Consider the following 17207-nt stretch of genomic DNA (forward strand, 5'->3'; position numbering starts at 1 on the left):
TCAGACTTGACCCTGCTATGCAATACCCCCACTTTTACAATAAAAAACCCCGGGCAGGGGCGAGTTTGAGGTGAAGTAAGACATGAGACTGACATCTAAAGGGCGCTATGCCGTGACCGCAATGCTTGACGTTGCGCTCAACTCCGAAGCAGGCCCGGTACCGTTGGCTGATATTTCCGAACGTCAGGGAATTTCCCTTTCTTATCTGGAACAACTGTTTTCCCGTCTGCGTAAAAATGGTCTGGTTTCCAGCGTACGTGGACCAGGCGGTGGTTATCTGTTAGGCAAAGATGCCAGCAGCATCGCCGTCGGCGAAGTGATTAGCGCCGTTGACGAATCTGTAGATGCTACCCGCTGTCAGGGTAAAGGCGGCTGCCAGGGCGGTGATAAATGCCTGACCCACGCGCTGTGGCGTGATTTGAGCGACCGTCTCACCGGTTTCCTCAATAACATTACTTTAGGCGAACTGGTCAATAACCAGGAAGTGCTGGATGTATCTGGTCGTCAGCATACTCACGACGCGCCACGCAGCAATCGTAACGATGCAATTGATGTTAAGTTGCGCGCATAAAAGATAAAAAGTATTCAGAATCAGGCCGGGGCGTATCGCGCTCCGTAAACACGGTCGTACATCCAGCCGGTAGCCTGGTTCCTTGCATTGAGTGATGTACGGAGTTTATAGAGCAATGAAATTACCGATTTATCTCGACTACTCCGCAACCACGCCGGTGGACCCGCGTGTTGCCGAGAAAATGATGCAGTTTATGACGATGGACGGAACCTTTGGTAACCCGGCCTCTCGTTCTCACCGTTTCGGCTGGCAGGCTGAAGAAGCAGTAGATATCGCCCGTAATCAGATTGCCGATCTGGTCGGCGCTGACCCGCGTGAAATCGTCTTTACCTCTGGTGCAACCGAATCCGACAACCTGGCAATCAAAGGTGCAGCCAACTTTTATCAGAAAAAAGGCAAGCACATCATCACCAGCAAAACCGAGCACAAAGCGGTACTGGACACCTGCCGTCAGCTGGAGCGCGAAGGTTTTGAAGTCACCTACCTGGCGCCGCAGCGTAACGGCATTATCGACCTGAAAGAACTCGAAGCGGCGATGCGTGACGACACCATCCTCGTTTCCATCATGCACGTGAATAACGAAATCGGCGTGGTGCAGGATATCGCGGCTATCGGCGAAATGTGCCGTGCTCGTGGCATTATCTATCACGTTGATGCAACCCAGAGCGTGGGCAAACTGCCTATCGACCTGAGCCAGTTGAAAGTTGACCTGATGTCTTTCTCCGGCCACAAAATCTATGGCCCGAAAGGTATTGGTGCGCTGTATGTGCGTCGTAAACCGCGCGTACGTATCGAAGCACAAATGCACGGCGGCGGTCACGAGCGCGGTATGCGTTCCGGCACACTGCCTGTTCACCAGATCGTCGGTATGGGCGAAGCCTATCGCATCGCGAAAGAAGAGATGGCGACCGAGATGGAACGTCTGCGCGGCCTGCGTAACCGTCTGTGGAACGGCATCAAAGATATCGAAGAAGTTTACCTGAACGGTGACCTGGAACACGGTGCGCCGAACATTCTCAACGTCAGCTTTAACTACGTTGAAGGTGAGTCGCTGATTATGGCACTGAAAGACCTCGCGGTTTCTTCAGGTTCTGCCTGTACGTCGGCAAGTCTTGAACCGTCCTACGTGCTGCGCGCGCTGGGGCTGAACGACGAGCTGGCACATAGCTCTATCCGTTTCTCTTTAGGTCGTTTTACTACTGAAGAAGAGATCGACTACACCATCGAGTTAGTTCGTAAATCCATCGGTCGTCTGCGTGACCTTTCTCCACTGTGGGAAATGTACAAGCAGGGCGTGGATCTGAACAGCATCGAATGGGCTCATCATTAATCGGTATCGGAATCAGGAGAATTTATAATGGCTTACAGTGAAAAAGTTATCGACCATTACGAGAATCCGCGTAACGTAGGTTCTTTCGACAACAACGACGAGAACGTAGGCAGTGGCATGGTGGGTGCACCGGCCTGTGGCGACGTGATGAAGTTGCAGATTAAAGTCAACGATGAAGGTATCATTGAAGACGCGCGTTTTAAAACTTACGGCTGCGGTTCCGCTATCGCTTCCAGCTCCCTGGTAACCGAATGGGTGAAAGGGAAGTCTCTCGACGAAGCACAGGCGATCAAAAACACCGATATTGCTGAAGAACTTGAACTGCCACCGGTGAAAATTCACTGTTCTATTCTGGCAGAAGACGCGATCAAAGCCGCCATTGCGGACTATAAAAGCAAACGTGAAGCAAAATAAGAGTTGAGGTTTGGTTATGTCGATTACACTGAGCGACAGTGCAGCAGCGCGAGTAAATACCTTTCTGGCTAACCGCGGCAAAGGGTTTGGCCTGCGTCTGGGTGTGAGAACCTCCGGATGTTCAGGTATGGCTTATGTACTGGAATTTGTTGACGAACCGACGCCGGAAGACATCGTGTTTGAAGACAAAGGCGTGAAAGTCGTGGTCGATGGCAAAAGCCTGCAATTTCTGGACGGTACGCAGCTGGACTTTGTAAAAGAAGGCCTGAACGAAGGGTTTAAATTCACCAACCCGAACGTCAAAGATGAGTGTGGTTGCGGCGAAAGCTTCCACGTCTGATGCGCATACCGATAACCCCACCGTGGTCTGCTGCGCGTGGGGTTTGTTTTACCTGATTCGCCGTTATCGCGGTGGATCGCAGCCCTGAGAATGTTATGGATTACTTCACCCTCTTTGGCTTGCCTGCCCGTTATCAACTCGATACCCAGGCACTGAGCCTGCGTTTTCAGGATCTACAACGTCAGTATCATCCTGATAAATTCGCCAGCGGAAGCCAGGCGGAACAACTCGCCGCCGTACAACAATCCGCGACTATTAACCAGGCATGGCAAACGCTGCGTCATCCGTTAATGCGCGCGGAATACCTGCTTTCGCTGCACGGTTTTGATCTTGCCAGCGAGCAGCATACTGTGCGCGACACCGCGTTCCTGATGGAACAGCTGGAACTGCGCGAAGAACTGGACGAGATCGAACAGGCGAAAGACGAAGCGCGGCTGGAAAGCTTTATCAAACGTGTGAAAAAGATGTTTGATACCCGCCATCAGTTGATGGTTGAACAGTTAGACAACGAGACGTGGGACGCGGCGGCAGATACCGTGCGTAAGCTGCGTTTTCTCGATAAACTGCGAAGCAGTGCCGAACAACTCGAAGAAAAACTGCTCGATTTTTAATTTCTGGAAGCTAAACATGGCCTTATTACAAATTAGTGAACCTGGTTTGAGTGCTGCGCCGCATCAGCGTCGTCTGGCGGCCGGTATTGACCTGGGCACAACCAACTCGCTGGTGGCGACAGTACGCAGCGGTCAGGCCGAAACGTTAGCCGACCATGAAGGCCGTCACCTGCTGCCGTCTGTTGTTCACTATCAACAGCAAGGGCATTCGGTGGGTTATGACGCGCGTACTAACGCAGCGCGTGACACCGCCAACACCATTAGTTCTGTTAAACGCCTGATGGGGCGCTCGCTGGCTGATATCCAGCAACGCTATCCGCATCTGCCTTATCAATTCCAGACCAGCGAAAACGGCCTGCCGATGATTGAAACGGCGGCGGGGCTGCTGAACCCGGTGCGCGTTTCTGCGGACATCCTCAAAGCACTGGCGGCGCGGGCGACTGAAGCTCTGGCAGGCGAGCTGGATGGTGTGGTTATCACCGTTCCGGCGTACTTTGACGATGCCCAGCGTCAGGGTACCAAAGACGCCGCGCGTCTGGCGGGCCTTCATGTCCTGCGCTTACTTAATGAACCGACTGCCGCGGCTATTGCTTACGGGCTGGATTCCGGTCAGGAAGGCGTGATCGCCGTTTATGACCTTGGCGGCGGGACTTTTGATATTTCTATTCTGCGCTTAAGTCGCGGCGTGTTTGAAGTGCTGGCGACCGGCGGTGATTCTGCGCTTGGCGGCGATGATTTCGACCATCTGCTGGCGGATTACATTCGCGAGCAGGCGGGCATTCCTGACCGTAGCGATAATCGCGTTCAACGTGAACTGCTGGATGCCGCCATCGCGGCCAAAATTGCTCTGAGCGATGCAGACTCTGCGACCGTTAACGTTGCGGGCTGGCAGGGCGCAATCAGCCGTGACCAATTCAACGAACTGATCGCTCCACTGGTTAAACGGACCTTACTGGCCTGTCGTCGCGCGCTGAAAGACGCGGGCGTTGAGGCTGATGAAGTACTGGAAGTGGTGATGGTGGGCGGTTCTACCCGTGTGCCGCTGGTGCGTGAACGGGTGGGCGAATTTTTCGGTCGTCCGCCGCTGACTTCCATCGACCCGGATAAAGTCGTCGCTATTGGCGCGGCGATTCAGGCGGATATTCTGGTGGGTAACAAGCCGGATAGCGAAATGCTGCTGCTCGATGTGATCCCGCTGTCGCTGGGCCTCGAAACGATGGGTGGCCTGGTGGAGAAAGTCATCCCGCGTAATACCACGATTCCGGTGGCCCGCGCCCAGGATTTCACCACCTTTAAAGATGGACAGACGGCAATGTCTATCCATGTTATGCAGGGTGAGCGTGAACTGGTGCAGGACTGCCGCTCGCTGGCGCGTTTTGCGCTGCGTGGTATCCCGGCGCTACCGGCTGGCGGCGCGCATATTCGTGTAACGTTCCAGGTCGATGCTGACGGTCTTTTGAGCGTGACGGCGATGGAGAAATCCACCGGCGTTGAGGCGTCTATTCAGGTCAAACCGTCTTATGGTCTGACCGACAGCGAAATCGCCTCGATGATCAAAGATTCAATGAGCTATGCCGAGCAGGACGTAAAAGCCCGTATGCTGGCAGAACAAAAAGTAGAAGCGGCGCGCGTGCTGGAAAGTCTGCACGGCGCGTTGGCTGCTGATGCCGCGCTGTTAAGCGCCGCAGAGCGTCAGGTCATTGACGATGCTGCCGCTCACCTGAGTGAAGTGGCGCAGGGCGATGATGTTGACGCCATCGAACAAGCGATTAAAAACGTAGACAAACAAACCCAGGATTTCGCCGCTCGCCGCATGGACCAGTCGGTTCGTCGTGCGCTGAAAGGCCATTCCGTGGACGAGGTTTAATATGCCAAAGATTGTTATTTTGCCTCATCAGGATCTCTGCCCTGATGGCGCTGTTCTGGAAGCGAATAGTGGTGAAACCATTCTCGACGTTGCGCTGCGTAATGGTATCGAGATTGAACACGCCTGTGAAAAATCCTGTGCTTGCACCACCTGCCACTGCATCGTTCGCGAAGGTTTTGACTCGCTGCCAGAAAGTTCTGAGCAGGAAGACGACATGCTGGACAAAGCCTGGGGGCTGGAGCCGGAAAGCCGTTTAAGCTGTCAGGCGCGCGTCACCGACGAAGATTTAGTGGTCGAAATTCCGCGTTACACTATCAACCATGCGCGTGAGCATTAACAGAGGTTAGTATGGGACTTAAGTGGACCGATAGCCGCGAAATTGGCGAAGCACTGTACGATGCGTATCCCGATCTTGATCCGAAAACGGTTCGATTCACCGATATGCATCAGTGGATTTGCGATCTTGAAGATTTCGACGACGACCCGCAGGCATCTAACGAGAAAATCCTCGAAGCGATTTTGTTAGTCTGGCTGGACGAAGCTGAGTGATTTCCGCGTCATGCTTCACGCCGCAGATGCGTTGGCCGCGCTCGTTCACCCCAGTCACATAGTTATCTATGCTCCTGGGGCTTCACTCACTTGCCGCGTGATTCGGCCTTTTGGCCTCACCCCTCCGGGGCCAGCGCAAGCGCTGTTCAAAACGCAATGCGTTTTGTCCTACAACGCGAATCATTTAGCGGAAAAATCCTGGGGCTGCCAACTGGCGGCCCTTTTACAAATAAGGATAACTAAAATGACAGAAGCGATGAAAATTACCCTCTCTACCCAACCTGCCGACGCGCGCTGGGGAGAAAAAGCGACTTACAGCATTAATAATGATGGCATTACCCTGCATTTGAACGGGGCGGACGAGCTGGGGCTGATCCAGCGTGCGGCGCGCAAGATTGACGGTCTGGGCATCAAGCATGTTCAGTTAAGTGGTGAAGGCTGGGATGTGGATCGCTGCTGGGCATTCTGGCAAGGTTACAAAGCCCCGAAAGGGACGCGTAAAGTGGAGTGGCCGGATCTGGACGATGCCCAACGTCAGGAACTGGATAACCGCCTGATGATCATCGACTGGGTGCGTGACACCATCAACGCACCGGCTGAAGAACTGGGGCCATCGCAACTGGCACAGCGTGCTGTTGATCTGATTAGCAACGTTGCAGGCGATCGTGTGGCTTATCGGATCACCAAAGGTGAAGATCTGCGTGAGCAAGGTTATATGGGGCTGCACACCGTCGGGCGCGGTTCGGAACGTTCTCCGGTATTGCTGGCGCTGGATTACAACCCAACTGGCGATAAAGAAGCGCCGGTATACGCGTGCCTGGTAGGTAAAGGTATCACCTTTGATTCCGGTGGCTACAGCATCAAACAGACCGCGTTTATGGACTCAATGAAGTCCGATATGGGCGGCGCGGCAACGGTTACCGGGGCGCTGGCGTTTGCTATTACTCGCGGTCTGAATAAACGCGTGAAACTGTTCCTCTGCTGTGCGGATAACCTGATCAGCGGTAACGCGTTCAAACTGGGCGATATCATCACCTATCGCAACGGTAAAAAAGTCGAAGTGATGAATACCGATGCGGAAGGGCGTCTGGTGCTGGCTGATGGCCTGATTGATGCGAGTGCGCAGAAACCAGAACTGATTATTGATGCAGCGACCCTGACCGGGGCGGCGAAAACCGCGTTGGGTAATGATTATCACGCGTTGTTCAGTTTTGACGATGCGCTGGCTGGTCGCCTGCTGGCGAGTGCCGCACAAGAGAACGAACCGTTCTGGCGTCTGCCGTTGGCGGAGTTCCACCGCAGTCAGTTGCCGTCTAACTTTGCCGAACTGAACAATACCGGAAGCGCGGCGTACCCAGCGGGTGCAAGTACGGCGGCTGGCTTCCTGTCGCATTTTGTTGAGAACTACCAGCAAGGTTGGCTGCATATCGACTGCTCGGCGACGTACCGTAAAGCGCCGGTTGAACAGTGGTCTGCGGGGGCAACGGGACTTGGTGTGCGCACGATTGCTAATCTGTTAACGGCGTAAACTAATATGCCGGATGCGGCGTAAACGCCTTATCCGGCCTACAAAATATTGCAAATTCAACAAATTGCGACTCCCTTGTAGGCCTGATAAGCGTAGCGCATCAGGCACTTCCGCTCCGAACGTTGAATGAATTGTGGTTCTTATGTCCGAAACAAAAAACGAACTTGAAGACCTGCTGGAAAAAGCAGCAACCGAACCGGCGCACCGACCAGCCTTTTTCCGTACTTTACTGGAATCCACTGTCTGGGTGCCTGGTACGGCGGCGCAGGGCGAGGCTGTTGTTGAAGATAGTGCGCTCGATTTACAGCACTGGGAAAAAGAAGACGGCACCAGCGTTATTCCTTTTTTCACCTCATTAGAAGCGCTTCAACAGGCGGTTGACGGCGAACAGGCATTTGTCGTGATGCCTGTTCGCACGCTGTTTGAGATGACTCTTGGTGAAACGCTCTTCCTTAATGCCAAACTGCCAACGGGTAAAGAATTTATGCCGCGTGAAATCAGTTTGTTGATTGGTGAAGAAGGGAATCCGCTGAGTAGCCAGGAAGTACTGGAAGGTGGCGAATCGCTGATATTATCGGAAGTCGCAGAGCCGCCAGCGCAGATGATTGATTCACTCACCACCTTATTTAAAACTATTAAGCCGGTGAAGCGCGCTTTTATTTGTTCAATTAAAGAGAGCGAAGAGGCACAGCCTAATTTGCTTATTGGTATTGAAGCCGATGGCGATATCGAAGAAATTATTCAGGCGGCGGGAAGTGTAGCGACCGATACATTACCTGGCGATGAACCTATTGATATTTGCCTGGTGAAAAAAGGGGAAAAAGGAATTAGCCACTTTATTACCGAACATATTGCGCCATTTTATGAACGTCGCTGGGGGGGATTCCTGCGTGACTTTAAACAGAATCGGATAATTTAATCTAAATAATTCGAGTTGCAGGAGCTTACATAAGTAAGTGACTGGGGTGAGCGACAAATCCGCATGGAGCGGATTTGAACGCTGCTTGCAGCAGCCCCGTAAGGGGTGAGGCCCATGGATGGGCCGAGTAACCCGCAGACGCAGCACATGCAACTTGAAGTATGACGAGTATTTAAAATATGCCGCCCTGACGGGCGGCATTCGGGCTTACTTGCTGTTCTGAAGGTTGTTAATCACCAGTAAATTGTTGCCGGAGAGACTCCGGTTATTATTTACTTCGGAAAACAGCGCACCAGAAACAATAAGTACGATACAAAAGTACCGTATCTTCATTGTGCGGTCCATGCGAAGACCGCATCACGACAGCACCACTGGCGATATTGCCGCGATAGCAAGCACTGAGACGCGCTTGCCCTAACGGTCGCGGAACATCCTTTCCTTAAGCCAGCGCCCGCTTGCGAGACGGCGGAAAGGGCCGTAGTGAATAATACACTAACTGAACAATAATTACTCTCTTATGCTTGACAAAAAGGGAGTTACTAGCGAGTATTGTTATCGCTGAGACGCGCTTGCATTACTACGGTAATACAACCAGCTGGAAAGGCCGCGAACCAGACCAGCAATAAAAAAACCGCCAAATTCGGCGGTTTTTTTATTGCCTGTAAAAAGCTTATTTCACGGGCTCAACCGGTAAATCTACCCGTGCTCCCCATTCACTCCATGCGCCGTCGTACAGTTTTACGTTTGGCACATCCAGTGTAGCGAGTGCCAGCAACACCACGGCTGCCGTTACACCGGAACCACAGCTGACAATAATTGGTTTGTCATAGCTGACGCCGCGGCCAAAAAATATCGCATCCAGTTCATCGGTTGTTTTCAGTTCGCCATCACGCACCAGTTCCGTCCACGGAACATTCAGCGCACCGGGAATATGCCCGCGACGTAAACCCGGGCGCGGTTCATCGACTTCTGCATTAAAACGTGCAGCCGGCCGGGCATCAATAATTTGCGCCGTTTTTTCATGGCTTGCCAATAACACATCGGTCACTTTTACCACAGCTTCCTGGTTAAATGCGGTGTTAAACTCTCCTTCCGGCAGTTCTACTGCGCCTTCTTCTAACAGCAGATCATCGCGCTGCCAGCCCGCTAATCCACCGCCGAGAATAGACACTTTCTCCACACCAAAAGTGCGCAGCATCCACCACGCGCGCGGCGCAGAAAATAGGTTTCCTTCATCATAGACAATCAGATGCTTGTCCTGATTAACGCCCAGTTCACGCATTGCGACGGCGAACGTTTCAGGGCGAGGCAGCATGTGCGGAAGTGGGGATGTATGATCAGAAAGCGCTTCGATATCGAAAAATACTGCACCGGGGATATGACCGCTCAGGTACTCCTGGGCAACGTTACGATCTTCCTGTCCGGGCGGTGCCATACGGGCATCAATAATCTGAATTTCCGGGTCATCAATATGTTCGGCGAGCCAGTCGGCTCCTACAAACCATGTCGTGGACATAGGCATCTCCATTTTTGCCGGGGTTAAGCTAAATTGTCGGATGTTTGCCGGAAAGCGACAAGCAAAAGAGGTTGATTTGGCTGTCTGAGCCACATTTCTCACTAAAATTCGGATTCTGTAGATGTGATAGTGAATTACATAACGTCATTTCTCACGCATAATAATCATTCGACGTTGCTAACGGGCCATTGTGGCAGGGATGAGAGATGAAAAAGTTACGCTTAGTCGCCTTTATATTAATGCTGGCGCTGGCAGGGTGCGACAACAACGATAACGCGCCAACAGCAGTGAAAAAAGATGCATCTTCTGAAGTTGCTAAAGAGTCATCTTCGACAGATGCGACTTCTGCGAAACTCTCCGCGCCGGAGCGACAAAAACTGGCACAACAGAGTGCGGGTAAAGCACTGACATTGCTGGATCTCTCTGAAGTACAGCTTGATGGCGCAGTCACGCTGGTACTGACTTTCTCCGTCCCCCTCGACCCGGATCAGGACTTCTCGCGTGCTATTCATGTCGTCGATAAAAAGAGCGGCAAAGTGGATGGTGCCTGGGAGTTGTCAGATAATCTCAAAGAACTGCGTTTACGCCACCTCGAACCGAAACGTGATTTGATCGTCACTATTGGCAAGGAAGTTAAGGCACTCAATAACGCAACCTTCAGTAAAGATTACGAAAAAACTATCACCACCCGCGATATCCAACCCAGCGTCGGCTTTGCCAGCCGTGGTTCGCTGCTGCCTGGAAAAGTCGTGGAAGGACTGCCGGTAATGGCGCTCAACGTTAACAATGTCGATGTTAACTTCTTCCGTGTGAAGCCAGAATCGCTGCCTGCTTTCATTAGCCAGTGGGAATACCGTAACTCGCTGGCGAACTGGCAATCAGACAAACTGTTGCAGATGGCAGACCTGGTCTATACCGGGCGGTTTGATCTCAATCCTGCGCGTAACACCCGTGAAAAATTATTGCTGCCGCTGGGCGATATCAAGCCGCTTCAGCAGGCGGGCGTGTATCTGGCTGTAATGAATCAGGCCGGACATTACGATTACAGTAATCCAGCCACGCTATTTACGTTAAGTTATATCGGCGTATCGGCCCACCGTTATCACAATCGTCTGGATATCTTTACTCAAAGCCTGGAAAACGGCGCGGCCCAGCAAGGAATTGAAGTCTCGCTATTAAATGAAAAAGGGCAGACTCTGACTCAGGCGACCAGTGATTCACAGGGCCATGTACAGCTGGAAAATGATAAAAACGCGGCGCTACTGCTGGCGCGTAAAGACGGTCAGACAACGCTGCTCGATTTAAAACTACCGGCACTGGACTTAGCGGAATTTAACATTGCTGGTGCGCCAGGCTACAGCAAACAGTTCTTTATGTTTGGCCCGCGCGATCTTTATCGCCCTGGCGAAACGGTAATCCTCAACGGCTTACTGCGTGATGCAGACGGTAAAGCTCTGCCGGATCAACCCATCAAACTGGACGTGATTAAACCCGACGGGCAGGTACTGCGTAGTGTTGTTAGCCAGCCGGAAAATGGCCTCTACCATTTTACCTGGCCGCTGGATAGTACTGCGGCAACCGGCATGTGGCATATCCGAGCCAACACTGGCGATAACCAGTATCGGATGTGGGATTTCCACGTCGAAGATTTTATGCCGGAGCGTATGGCGTTGAATTTGACCGGCGAGAAAATGCCATTAACGCCAAAAGATGAAGTGAAATTCTCCGTGGTGGGGTACTACCTGTACGGTGCGCCTGCTAATGGCAATACCTTGCAGGGACAGCTTTTCCTGCGGCCACTGCGTGAAGCGGTTTCTGCATTGCCTGGTTTCGAATTTGGCGATATTGCTGCCGAAAACCTTTCCCGCTCGCTGGATGAAGTCCAGCTGACGCTGGATGATAAAGGACGCGGCGAAGTTTCCACTGAAAGCCAGTGGAAGGAAGTACATTCCCCATTGCAGGTTATTTTCCAGGGCAGTTTGCTGGAGTCGGGCGGTCGACCGGTGACGCGCCGCGCTGAACAGGCTATCTGGCCTGCCGATGCGCTGCCAGGGATCCGTCCGCAGTTCACCTCGAAATCGGTTTATGATTACCGCACTGACAGTATGGTAAAACAGCCCATTGTTGATGAAGGCAGTAATGCCGCTTTTGACATCGTTTACAGCGATGCGCATGGCGTGAAAAAAGCTGTGTCAGGCTTGCAGGTACGCCTGATTCGCGAACGTCGCGATTACTACTGGAACTGGTCGGAAGATGAAGGCTGGAAGTCACAGTTCGATCAAAAAGATCTGATCGAAAATGAGCAAACGCTGGATCTGAAAGCAGATGAAACCGGTAAGGTGAGCTTTCCGGTAGAGTGGGGCGCTTATCGTCTTGAAGTCAAAGCGCCGAATGAAGCGGTCAGTAGCGTGCGTTTTTGGGCCGGATATAGCTGGCAGGATAATAGCGACGGTAGCGGCGCAGTGCGTCCGGACCGCGTTACGCTGAAACTGGATAAAGCCAGTTATCGCCCTGGCGATACTATTAAGTTGCATATTGCCGCGCCAACGGCGGGTAAAGGCTACGCGATGGTGGAGTCCAGTGAAGGGCCACTCTGGTGGCAAGAGATTGATGTCCCGGCACAAGGGTTGGATCTGACTATTCCGGTCGATAAAACCTGGAATCGTCATGATCTTTATTTGAGTACGCTGGTGGTGCGTCCTGGTGATAAATCTCGCTCCGCGACGCCAAAACGCGCGGTTGGTGTGTTGCATTTGCCGCTTGGTGATGAAAACCGTCGCCTCGATCTGGCGCTGGAAACACCAGCAAAAATGCGTCCCAATCAACCATTAACCGTGAAAATTAAAGCCAGCACTAAAAATGGTGAGAAGCCAAAACAGGTGAATGTGCTGGTGTCTGCCGTTGATAGTGGTGTGCTGAATATTACTGACTACGTCACGCCAGATCCGTGGCAGGCGTTCTTTGGTCAGAAACGCTATGGCGCAGACATTTACGATATTTACGGTCAGGTTATTGAAGGTCAGGGGCGTCTGGCTGCACTGCGCTTTGGTGGCGATGGTGATGAACTGAAACGCGGTGGCAAACCGCCAGTAAATCACGTCAATATTGTCGCGCAACAGGCGCTGCCGGTAACGCTCAACGAACAGGGCGAAGGCACAGTTACATTGCCGATTGGCGATTTTAACGGTGAATTGCGCGTCATGGCGCAAGCATGGACGGCAGATGACTTCGGCAGCAGCGAAAGCAAAGTGATTGTTGCTGCACCGGTGATAGCCGAACTGAACATGCCGCGCTTTATGGCGAGTGGCGACACCTCACGTCTGACGCTGGATATCACTAATCTTACTGATAAACCGCAAAAACTGAACGTTGCCCTGACCACCAGCGGCTTAGTTGAACTGGTAAGCGATTCACCTGCACCTGTTGAATTAGCGCCAGGGGTGCGAACCACGCTGTTTATCCCGGTGCGCGCTCTGACGGGCTATGGCGATGGTGAAATACAGGCCACCATCAGTGGGTTAGCGTTACCAGGTGAAACCGTTGCCGATCAGCATAAGCAGTGGAAAATCGGCGTCCGTCCGGCATTCCCGGCACAAACAGTCAATTATGGTACGGCGTTACAGCCTGGTGAAGCATGGGCGCTCCCGGCTGATGGGTTGCAAAACTTCTCTCCTGTTACGCTGGAAGGGCAGTTGTTGTTGAGTGGCAAACCACCGCTGAACATTGCACGTTATATCAAAGAGTTAAAGGCATACCCATACGGTTGTCTCGAGCAAACCGCCAGCGGTCTGTTCCCGTCGCTCTATACCAATGCAGCCCAACTACAGGCGTTGGGCATAAAAGGTGACAGTGATGATAAACGCCGTGCGGCAGTCGATATTGGTGTTTCTCGTTTGCTGCAAATGCAACGGGATAACGGCGGCTTTGCGCTGTGGGATAAAAACGGTGACGAAGAGTACTGGCTGACGGCCTACGTGATGGATTTCCTGGTCCGCGCAGGTGAGCAGGGTTACAGCGTGCCGACAGAAGCCATTAACCGGGGAAATGAGCGTCTGCTGCGCTATTTACAAGATCCGGGCATGATGTCGATTCCGTACGCTGATAATCTTAAAGCCAGTAAGTTTGCTGTTCAGTCTTACGCTGCGCTGGTGCTGGCTCGGCAGCAAAAAGCGCCACTGGGTGCGCTGCGTGAAATCTGGGAACGTCGTGCAGATGCTGCGTCTGGATTGCCACTGCTGCAACTTGGCGTTGCGCTGAAAACCATGGGTGATGCGACGCGGAGTATAGACGCAATTGCGCTGGCGCTGAAAACGCCGCGTAATAATGATGAGCGGATATGGCTTGGCGATTACGGTAGCCCACTGCGCGACAACGCGTTGATGCTCTCCTTACTGGAAGAGAACAAACTGCTGCCAGATGAGCAGAACACCTTGCTGAATACACTTTCGCAGCAGGCGTTTGGTGAACGTTGGCTATCAACTCAGGAAAGTAACGCGCTGTTCCTGGCTGCCCGTACGATTCAGGATTTACCGGGCAAATGGCAAGCACAAACCTCTTTCTCTGCCGAGCCGCTGACAGGCGAGAAAGCGCAAACCAGCAGTCTGAATAGCGATCAACTTGCCGCCTTGCAGGTGACCAACAGTGGCGACCAGCCGTTATGGCTGCGTGTGGATGCCAGCGGTTATCCGCAATCCGCACCTTTGCCTGCGAGCAATGTGCTGCAAATAGAACGTCATATCTTGGGTACTGACGGTAAGAGCAAATCGCTGGACTCGTTACGTAGCGGCGATTTGGTACTGGTCTGGTTGCAGGTAAAAGCCAGTAACAGCGTGCCGGATGCGTTGGTGGTTGATTTGCTGCCAGCGGGTCTGGAGCTGGAAAACCAGAACCTGGCTAACGGTAGCGCCAGTCTGGAGCAAAGTGGCAGCGAAGTGCAAAACCTGCTTAATCAAATGCAACAAGCGAACATTAAGCATATTGAGTTTCGTGACGATCGCTTTGTGGCGGCGGTTGCCGTTGATGAATATCAGCCGGTAACGCTGGTGTATCTGGCGCGGGCGGTAACGCCGGGAACGTATCAGGTTCCGCAACCGATGGTGGAATCAATGTATGTTCCCCAATGGCGGGCAACAGGCGCGACTGAAGAGTTGCTGATTGTCAGACCGTAAATGCCTCGTCTGTTAACCAAACGTGGCTGCTGGATAACGCTGGCAGTCACGCCCTTTATTATCATTCTTGCAGCGTGGGGAGCAGACAAACTCTGGCCTCTGCCGCTACATGAAGTCAATCCCGCACGCGTGGTTGTGGCGCAGGATGGGACGCCGCTCTGGCGTTTCGCCGATGCTGAGGGTATCTGGCGTTATCCAGTGACTATCGAAGATGTTTCTCCGCGCTACCTTGAAGCACTGATCAATTACGAAGATCGCTGGTTCTGGAAGCATCCGGGCGTAAACCCGTTCTCGGTGGCGCGCGCTGCCTGGCAGGATCTGACTTCTGGTCGGGTTATCTCCGGCGGCAGCACGCTCACTATGCAGGTTGCTCGTCTGCTTGATCCTCATCCCAAAACATTTGGCGGTAAAATTCGCCAACTCTGGCGTGCATTTCAACTGGAATGGCACCTGTCTAAACGTGACATTCTGACCTTGTATCTTAACCGTGCCCCGTTTGGCGGTACCTTACAGGGGATCGGTGCGGCAAGCTGGGCTTATCTCGGGAAATCGCCTGCTAATTTGAGCTATTCCGAGGCAGCAATGCTGGCAGTGTTACCGCAAGCGCCCAGCCGACTGCGCCCGGATCGCTGGCCGGAACGTGCCGAGGCCGCACGTAATAAAGTGCTCAAACGGATGGCTGCGCAAGGTGTGTGGTCCCGTGAGCAGGTAAAAGAATCTAGTGAAGAGCCCATCTGGCTGGCTCCCAGACAAATGCCGCAACTGGCACCACTGTTTTCGCGCATGATGCTCGGTAAAAGTAAAAGCGACAAAATCGTTACTACGCTGGATGCAGGTCTTCAGCGACGTCTGGAAGAATTGGCGCAAAACTGGAAAGGTCGATTGCCGCCGCGCAGCTCACTGGCGATGATCGTGGTTGATCATACCGATATGCGTGTTCGAGGCTGGGTGGGATCGGTTGATCTCAATGATGATTCACGTTTTGGCCATGTTGATATGGTTAATGCGATCCGATCGCCGGGATCGGTACTCAAACCGTTTGTTTATGGTCTGGCACTGGATGAAGGCTTGATTCACCCGGCATCGCTGTTGCAAGACGTTCCCCGGCGCACCGGTGATTATCGACCTGGCAACTTTGATAGCGGATTTCATGGCCCGATCAGCATGAGCGAGGCGCTGGTGCGCTCGCTGAACTTACCTGCTGTGCAGGTGCTGGAAGCTTATGGGCCGAAACGGTTTGCGGCAAAGTTACGTAACGTTGGTTTGCCGTTATATTTGCCCAACGGTGCTGCGCCGAATCTTTCGCTCATTCTCGGCGGCGCAGGTGCAAAACTGGAAGATATGGCAGCAGCGTATACCGCGTTTGCTCGCCACGGTAAGGCGGGTAAGTTACGCTTACAGCCGGGCGATCCATTACTCGAGCGACCGTTAATGTCGCCGGGGGCCGCGTGGATTATCCGCCGTATTATGGCTGATGAAGCACAGCCGCTACCGGATGGCGCTTTGCCGCGCGTCGTACCACTGGCGTGGAAAACAGGAACCAGCTATGGCTATCGCGATGCATGGGCTATAGGAGTAAACGCTCGCTATGTGATTGGGATCTGGACTGGCAGGCCGGACGGCACGCCGGTAGTCGGCCAGTTTGGCTTTGCCAGCGCCGTACCGCTGTTGAATCAGGTGAATAATATCTTACTGTCGCGCAGTGCGAATCTGCCGGAAGACCCGCGTCCTGACTCTGTAAGCCGTGGCGTTATCTGCTGGCCGGGCGGGCAGTCGTTGCCGGAAGGTGACGGTAACTGTCGCCGCCGTCTGGCAACCTGGCTGCTGGACGGGAGCCAGCCGCCAACGCTGTTACTGCCTGAGCAAGAAGGGATTAATGGCATTCGTTTCCCCATCTGGCTGGATGAAAACGGCAAACGTGTTGCTGCTGATTGCCCGCAGGCGCGACAAGAAATGATAAATGTCTGGCCGCTACCGCTGGAACCCTGGCTGCCTGCATCGGAACGTCGCGCCGCACGCCTGCCATTGGCATCAACACGTTGCCCGCCGTACGGTCATGATGCCCAGCTCCCGCTGCAGCTGACAGGCGTTCGCGATGGCGCGATTATTAAACGTTTACCGGGCGCAGTCGAAGCGACTTTGCCGGTGCAAACAAGTGGAGGGGCAGGCGAACGCTGGTGGTTTCTTAATGGCGAACCGTTAACTGAGCGCGGGCGCAACGTGACTCTGCATTTAACGGAAAAAGGCGATTATCAATTGCTGGTGATGGATGAAGTGGGGCAAATAGCGACAGTGAAATTTGTCATGCAATAGTCTGTTTCCTCCATGTTTGTTGCTTAAACTGGGTTTATTTTAAAAAAATGTTACCTTCATCAATAGTCAACGGCTCTGTTG

General features: G+C 53.1%; 14 protein-coding genes. 12 read left to right on the top strand and 2 right to left on the bottom strand.

Going from position 1 to position 17207, the window contains the following annotated elements; all coding sequences use genetic code 11:
• The first annotated feature begins 82 nt into the window (after positions 1 to 82).
• From iscR to sseB, 10 genes are all read left to right on the top strand, one after another.
• Positions 83 to 571 carry a Fe-S cluster assembly transcriptional regulator IscR gene (gene iscR / locus H9644_RS15500; protein ID WP_001241354.1) on the top strand — a complete coding sequence of 163 codons (489 nt, stop codon included), beginning with the start codon at positions 83 to 85 and terminating at the stop codon, positions 569 to 571.
• Between the two features lie 115 nt (positions 572 to 686).
• Positions 687 to 1901, top strand: coding sequence for a cysteine desulfurase (gene iscS, locus H9644_RS15505; RefSeq protein ID WP_001295373.1), 1215 nt, complete (start codon positions 687 to 689; stop codon positions 1899 to 1901).
• Between the two features lie 27 nt (positions 1902 to 1928).
• The gene (iscU, locus tag H9644_RS15510) at positions 1929 to 2315 is read left to right on the top strand and encodes a Fe-S cluster assembly scaffold IscU (RefSeq protein ID WP_000331707.1); all 387 of its coding nucleotides are present in this window, start codon (positions 1929 to 1931) and stop codon (positions 2313 to 2315) included.
• Positions 2316 to 2331: 16 nt separating this feature from the next.
• Complete coding sequence (iscA, locus tag H9644_RS15515) at positions 2332 to 2655, top strand: iron-sulfur cluster assembly protein IscA (protein WP_000028953.1); 324 nt, start codon at positions 2332 to 2334, stop codon at positions 2653 to 2655.
• A 95-nt stretch (positions 2656 to 2750) separates the two neighbouring features.
• Positions 2751 to 3266 carry a co-chaperone HscB gene (hscB, locus tag H9644_RS15520; RefSeq protein ID WP_000384413.1) on the top strand — a complete coding sequence of 172 codons (516 nt, stop codon included), beginning with the start codon at positions 2751 to 2753 and terminating at the stop codon, positions 3264 to 3266.
• Between the two features lie 16 nt (positions 3267 to 3282).
• On the top strand, positions 3283 to 5133 hold the full coding sequence (gene hscA, locus H9644_RS15525) for a Fe-S protein assembly chaperone HscA (RefSeq protein ID WP_191775256.1): 1851 nt from the start codon (positions 3283 to 3285) through the stop codon (positions 5131 to 5133).
• A gap of 1 nt (position 5134) precedes the next feature.
• The gene (gene fdx, locus H9644_RS15530) at positions 5135 to 5470 is read left to right on the top strand and encodes an ISC system 2Fe-2S type ferredoxin (RefSeq protein WP_001124471.1); all 336 of its coding nucleotides are present in this window, start codon (positions 5135 to 5137) and stop codon (positions 5468 to 5470) included.
• A gap of 11 nt (positions 5471 to 5481) precedes the next feature.
• Positions 5482 to 5682 (top strand): Fe-S cluster assembly protein IscX, encoded by a 201-nt coding sequence (gene iscX / locus H9644_RS15535; protein ID WP_000523616.1) that lies wholly within the window; start codon positions 5482 to 5484, stop codon positions 5680 to 5682.
• Positions 5683 to 5926: 244 nt separating this feature from the next.
• Positions 5927 to 7210 (top strand): aminopeptidase PepB, encoded by a 1284-nt coding sequence (pepB, locus tag H9644_RS15540; protein WP_064526205.1) that lies wholly within the window; start codon positions 5927 to 5929, stop codon positions 7208 to 7210.
• Positions 7211 to 7352: 142 nt separating this feature from the next.
• Entirely contained in the window at positions 7353 to 8129 is a 777-nt protein-coding gene (sseB, locus tag H9644_RS15545; RefSeq protein WP_064526207.1) for an enhanced serine sensitivity protein SseB, read from the top strand.
• Positions 8130 to 8336: 207 nt separating this feature from the next.
• On the opposite strand, the gene timP is transcribed toward sseB, so the two are convergent.
• The gene (timP, locus tag H9644_RS21745) at positions 8337 to 8462 is read right to left on the bottom strand and encodes a small toxic inner membrane protein TimP (RefSeq protein ID WP_263611333.1); all 126 of its coding nucleotides are present in this window, start codon (positions 8460 to 8462) and stop codon (positions 8337 to 8339) included.
• A gap of 337 nt (positions 8463 to 8799) precedes the next feature.
• Positions 8800 to 9645, bottom strand: coding sequence for a 3-mercaptopyruvate sulfurtransferase (gene sseA / locus H9644_RS15550; protein ID WP_064526209.1), 846 nt, complete (start codon positions 9643 to 9645; stop codon positions 8800 to 8802).
• 206 nt (positions 9646 to 9851) lie between these two features.
• Here sseA and yfhM point away from each other — a divergent pair, with 206 nt between their 5' ends.
• Positions 9852 to 14813, top strand: coding sequence for an alpha2-macroglobulin (yfhM, locus tag H9644_RS22070; RefSeq protein ID WP_191775264.1), 4962 nt, complete (start codon positions 9852 to 9854; stop codon positions 14811 to 14813).
• A complete protein-coding gene (gene pbpC, locus H9644_RS15560; RefSeq protein ID WP_064526213.1) occupies positions 14814 to 17126 on the top strand; it encodes a peptidoglycan glycosyltransferase PbpC in 2313 nt (770 codons plus the stop codon).
• The last annotated feature ends 81 nt before the right edge of the window (positions 17127 to 17207 follow it).

This window comes from Escherichia whittamii (genome assembly GCF_014836715.1).
Classification (GTDB): domain Bacteria; phylum Pseudomonadota; class Gammaproteobacteria; order Enterobacterales; family Enterobacteriaceae; genus Escherichia; species Escherichia whittamii.

Excerpts from the sequence above, each read along its gene's own strand:
- iscR (WP_001241354.1), top strand. The coding sequence starts at position 83 with ATGAGACTGACATCTAAAGGGCGCTATGCCGTGACCGCAATGCTTGAC.
- iscS (WP_001295373.1), top strand. The coding sequence starts at position 687 with ATGAAATTACCGATTTATCTCGACTACTCCGCAACCACGCCGGTGGAC.
- iscU (WP_000331707.1), top strand. The coding sequence starts at position 1,929 with ATGGCTTACAGTGAAAAAGTTATCGACCATTACGAGAATCCGCGTAAC.
- iscA (WP_000028953.1), top strand. The coding sequence starts at position 2,332 with ATGTCGATTACACTGAGCGACAGTGCAGCAGCGCGAGTAAATACCTTT.
- hscB (WP_000384413.1), top strand. The coding sequence starts at position 2,751 with ATGGATTACTTCACCCTCTTTGGCTTGCCTGCCCGTTATCAACTCGAT.
- hscA (WP_191775256.1), top strand. The coding sequence starts at position 3,283 with ATGGCCTTATTACAAATTAGTGAACCTGGTTTGAGTGCTGCGCCGCAT.
- fdx (WP_001124471.1), top strand. The coding sequence starts at position 5,135 with ATGCCAAAGATTGTTATTTTGCCTCATCAGGATCTCTGCCCTGATGGC.
- iscX (WP_000523616.1), top strand. The coding sequence starts at position 5,482 with ATGGGACTTAAGTGGACCGATAGCCGCGAAATTGGCGAAGCACTGTAC.
- pepB (WP_064526205.1), top strand. The coding sequence starts at position 5,927 with ATGACAGAAGCGATGAAAATTACCCTCTCTACCCAACCTGCCGACGCG.
- sseB (WP_064526207.1), top strand. The coding sequence starts at position 7,353 with ATGTCCGAAACAAAAAACGAACTTGAAGACCTGCTGGAAAAAGCAGCA.
- timP (WP_263611333.1), bottom strand. The coding sequence starts at position 8,462 with ATGAAGATACGGTACTTTTGTATCGTACTTATTGTTTCTGGTGCGCTG.
- sseA (WP_064526209.1), bottom strand. The coding sequence starts at position 9,645 with ATGTCCACGACATGGTTTGTAGGAGCCGACTGGCTCGCCGAACATATT.
- yfhM (WP_191775264.1), top strand. The coding sequence starts at position 9,852 with ATGAAAAAGTTACGCTTAGTCGCCTTTATATTAATGCTGGCGCTGGCA.
- pbpC (WP_064526213.1), top strand. The coding sequence starts at position 14,814 with ATGCCTCGTCTGTTAACCAAACGTGGCTGCTGGATAACGCTGGCAGTC.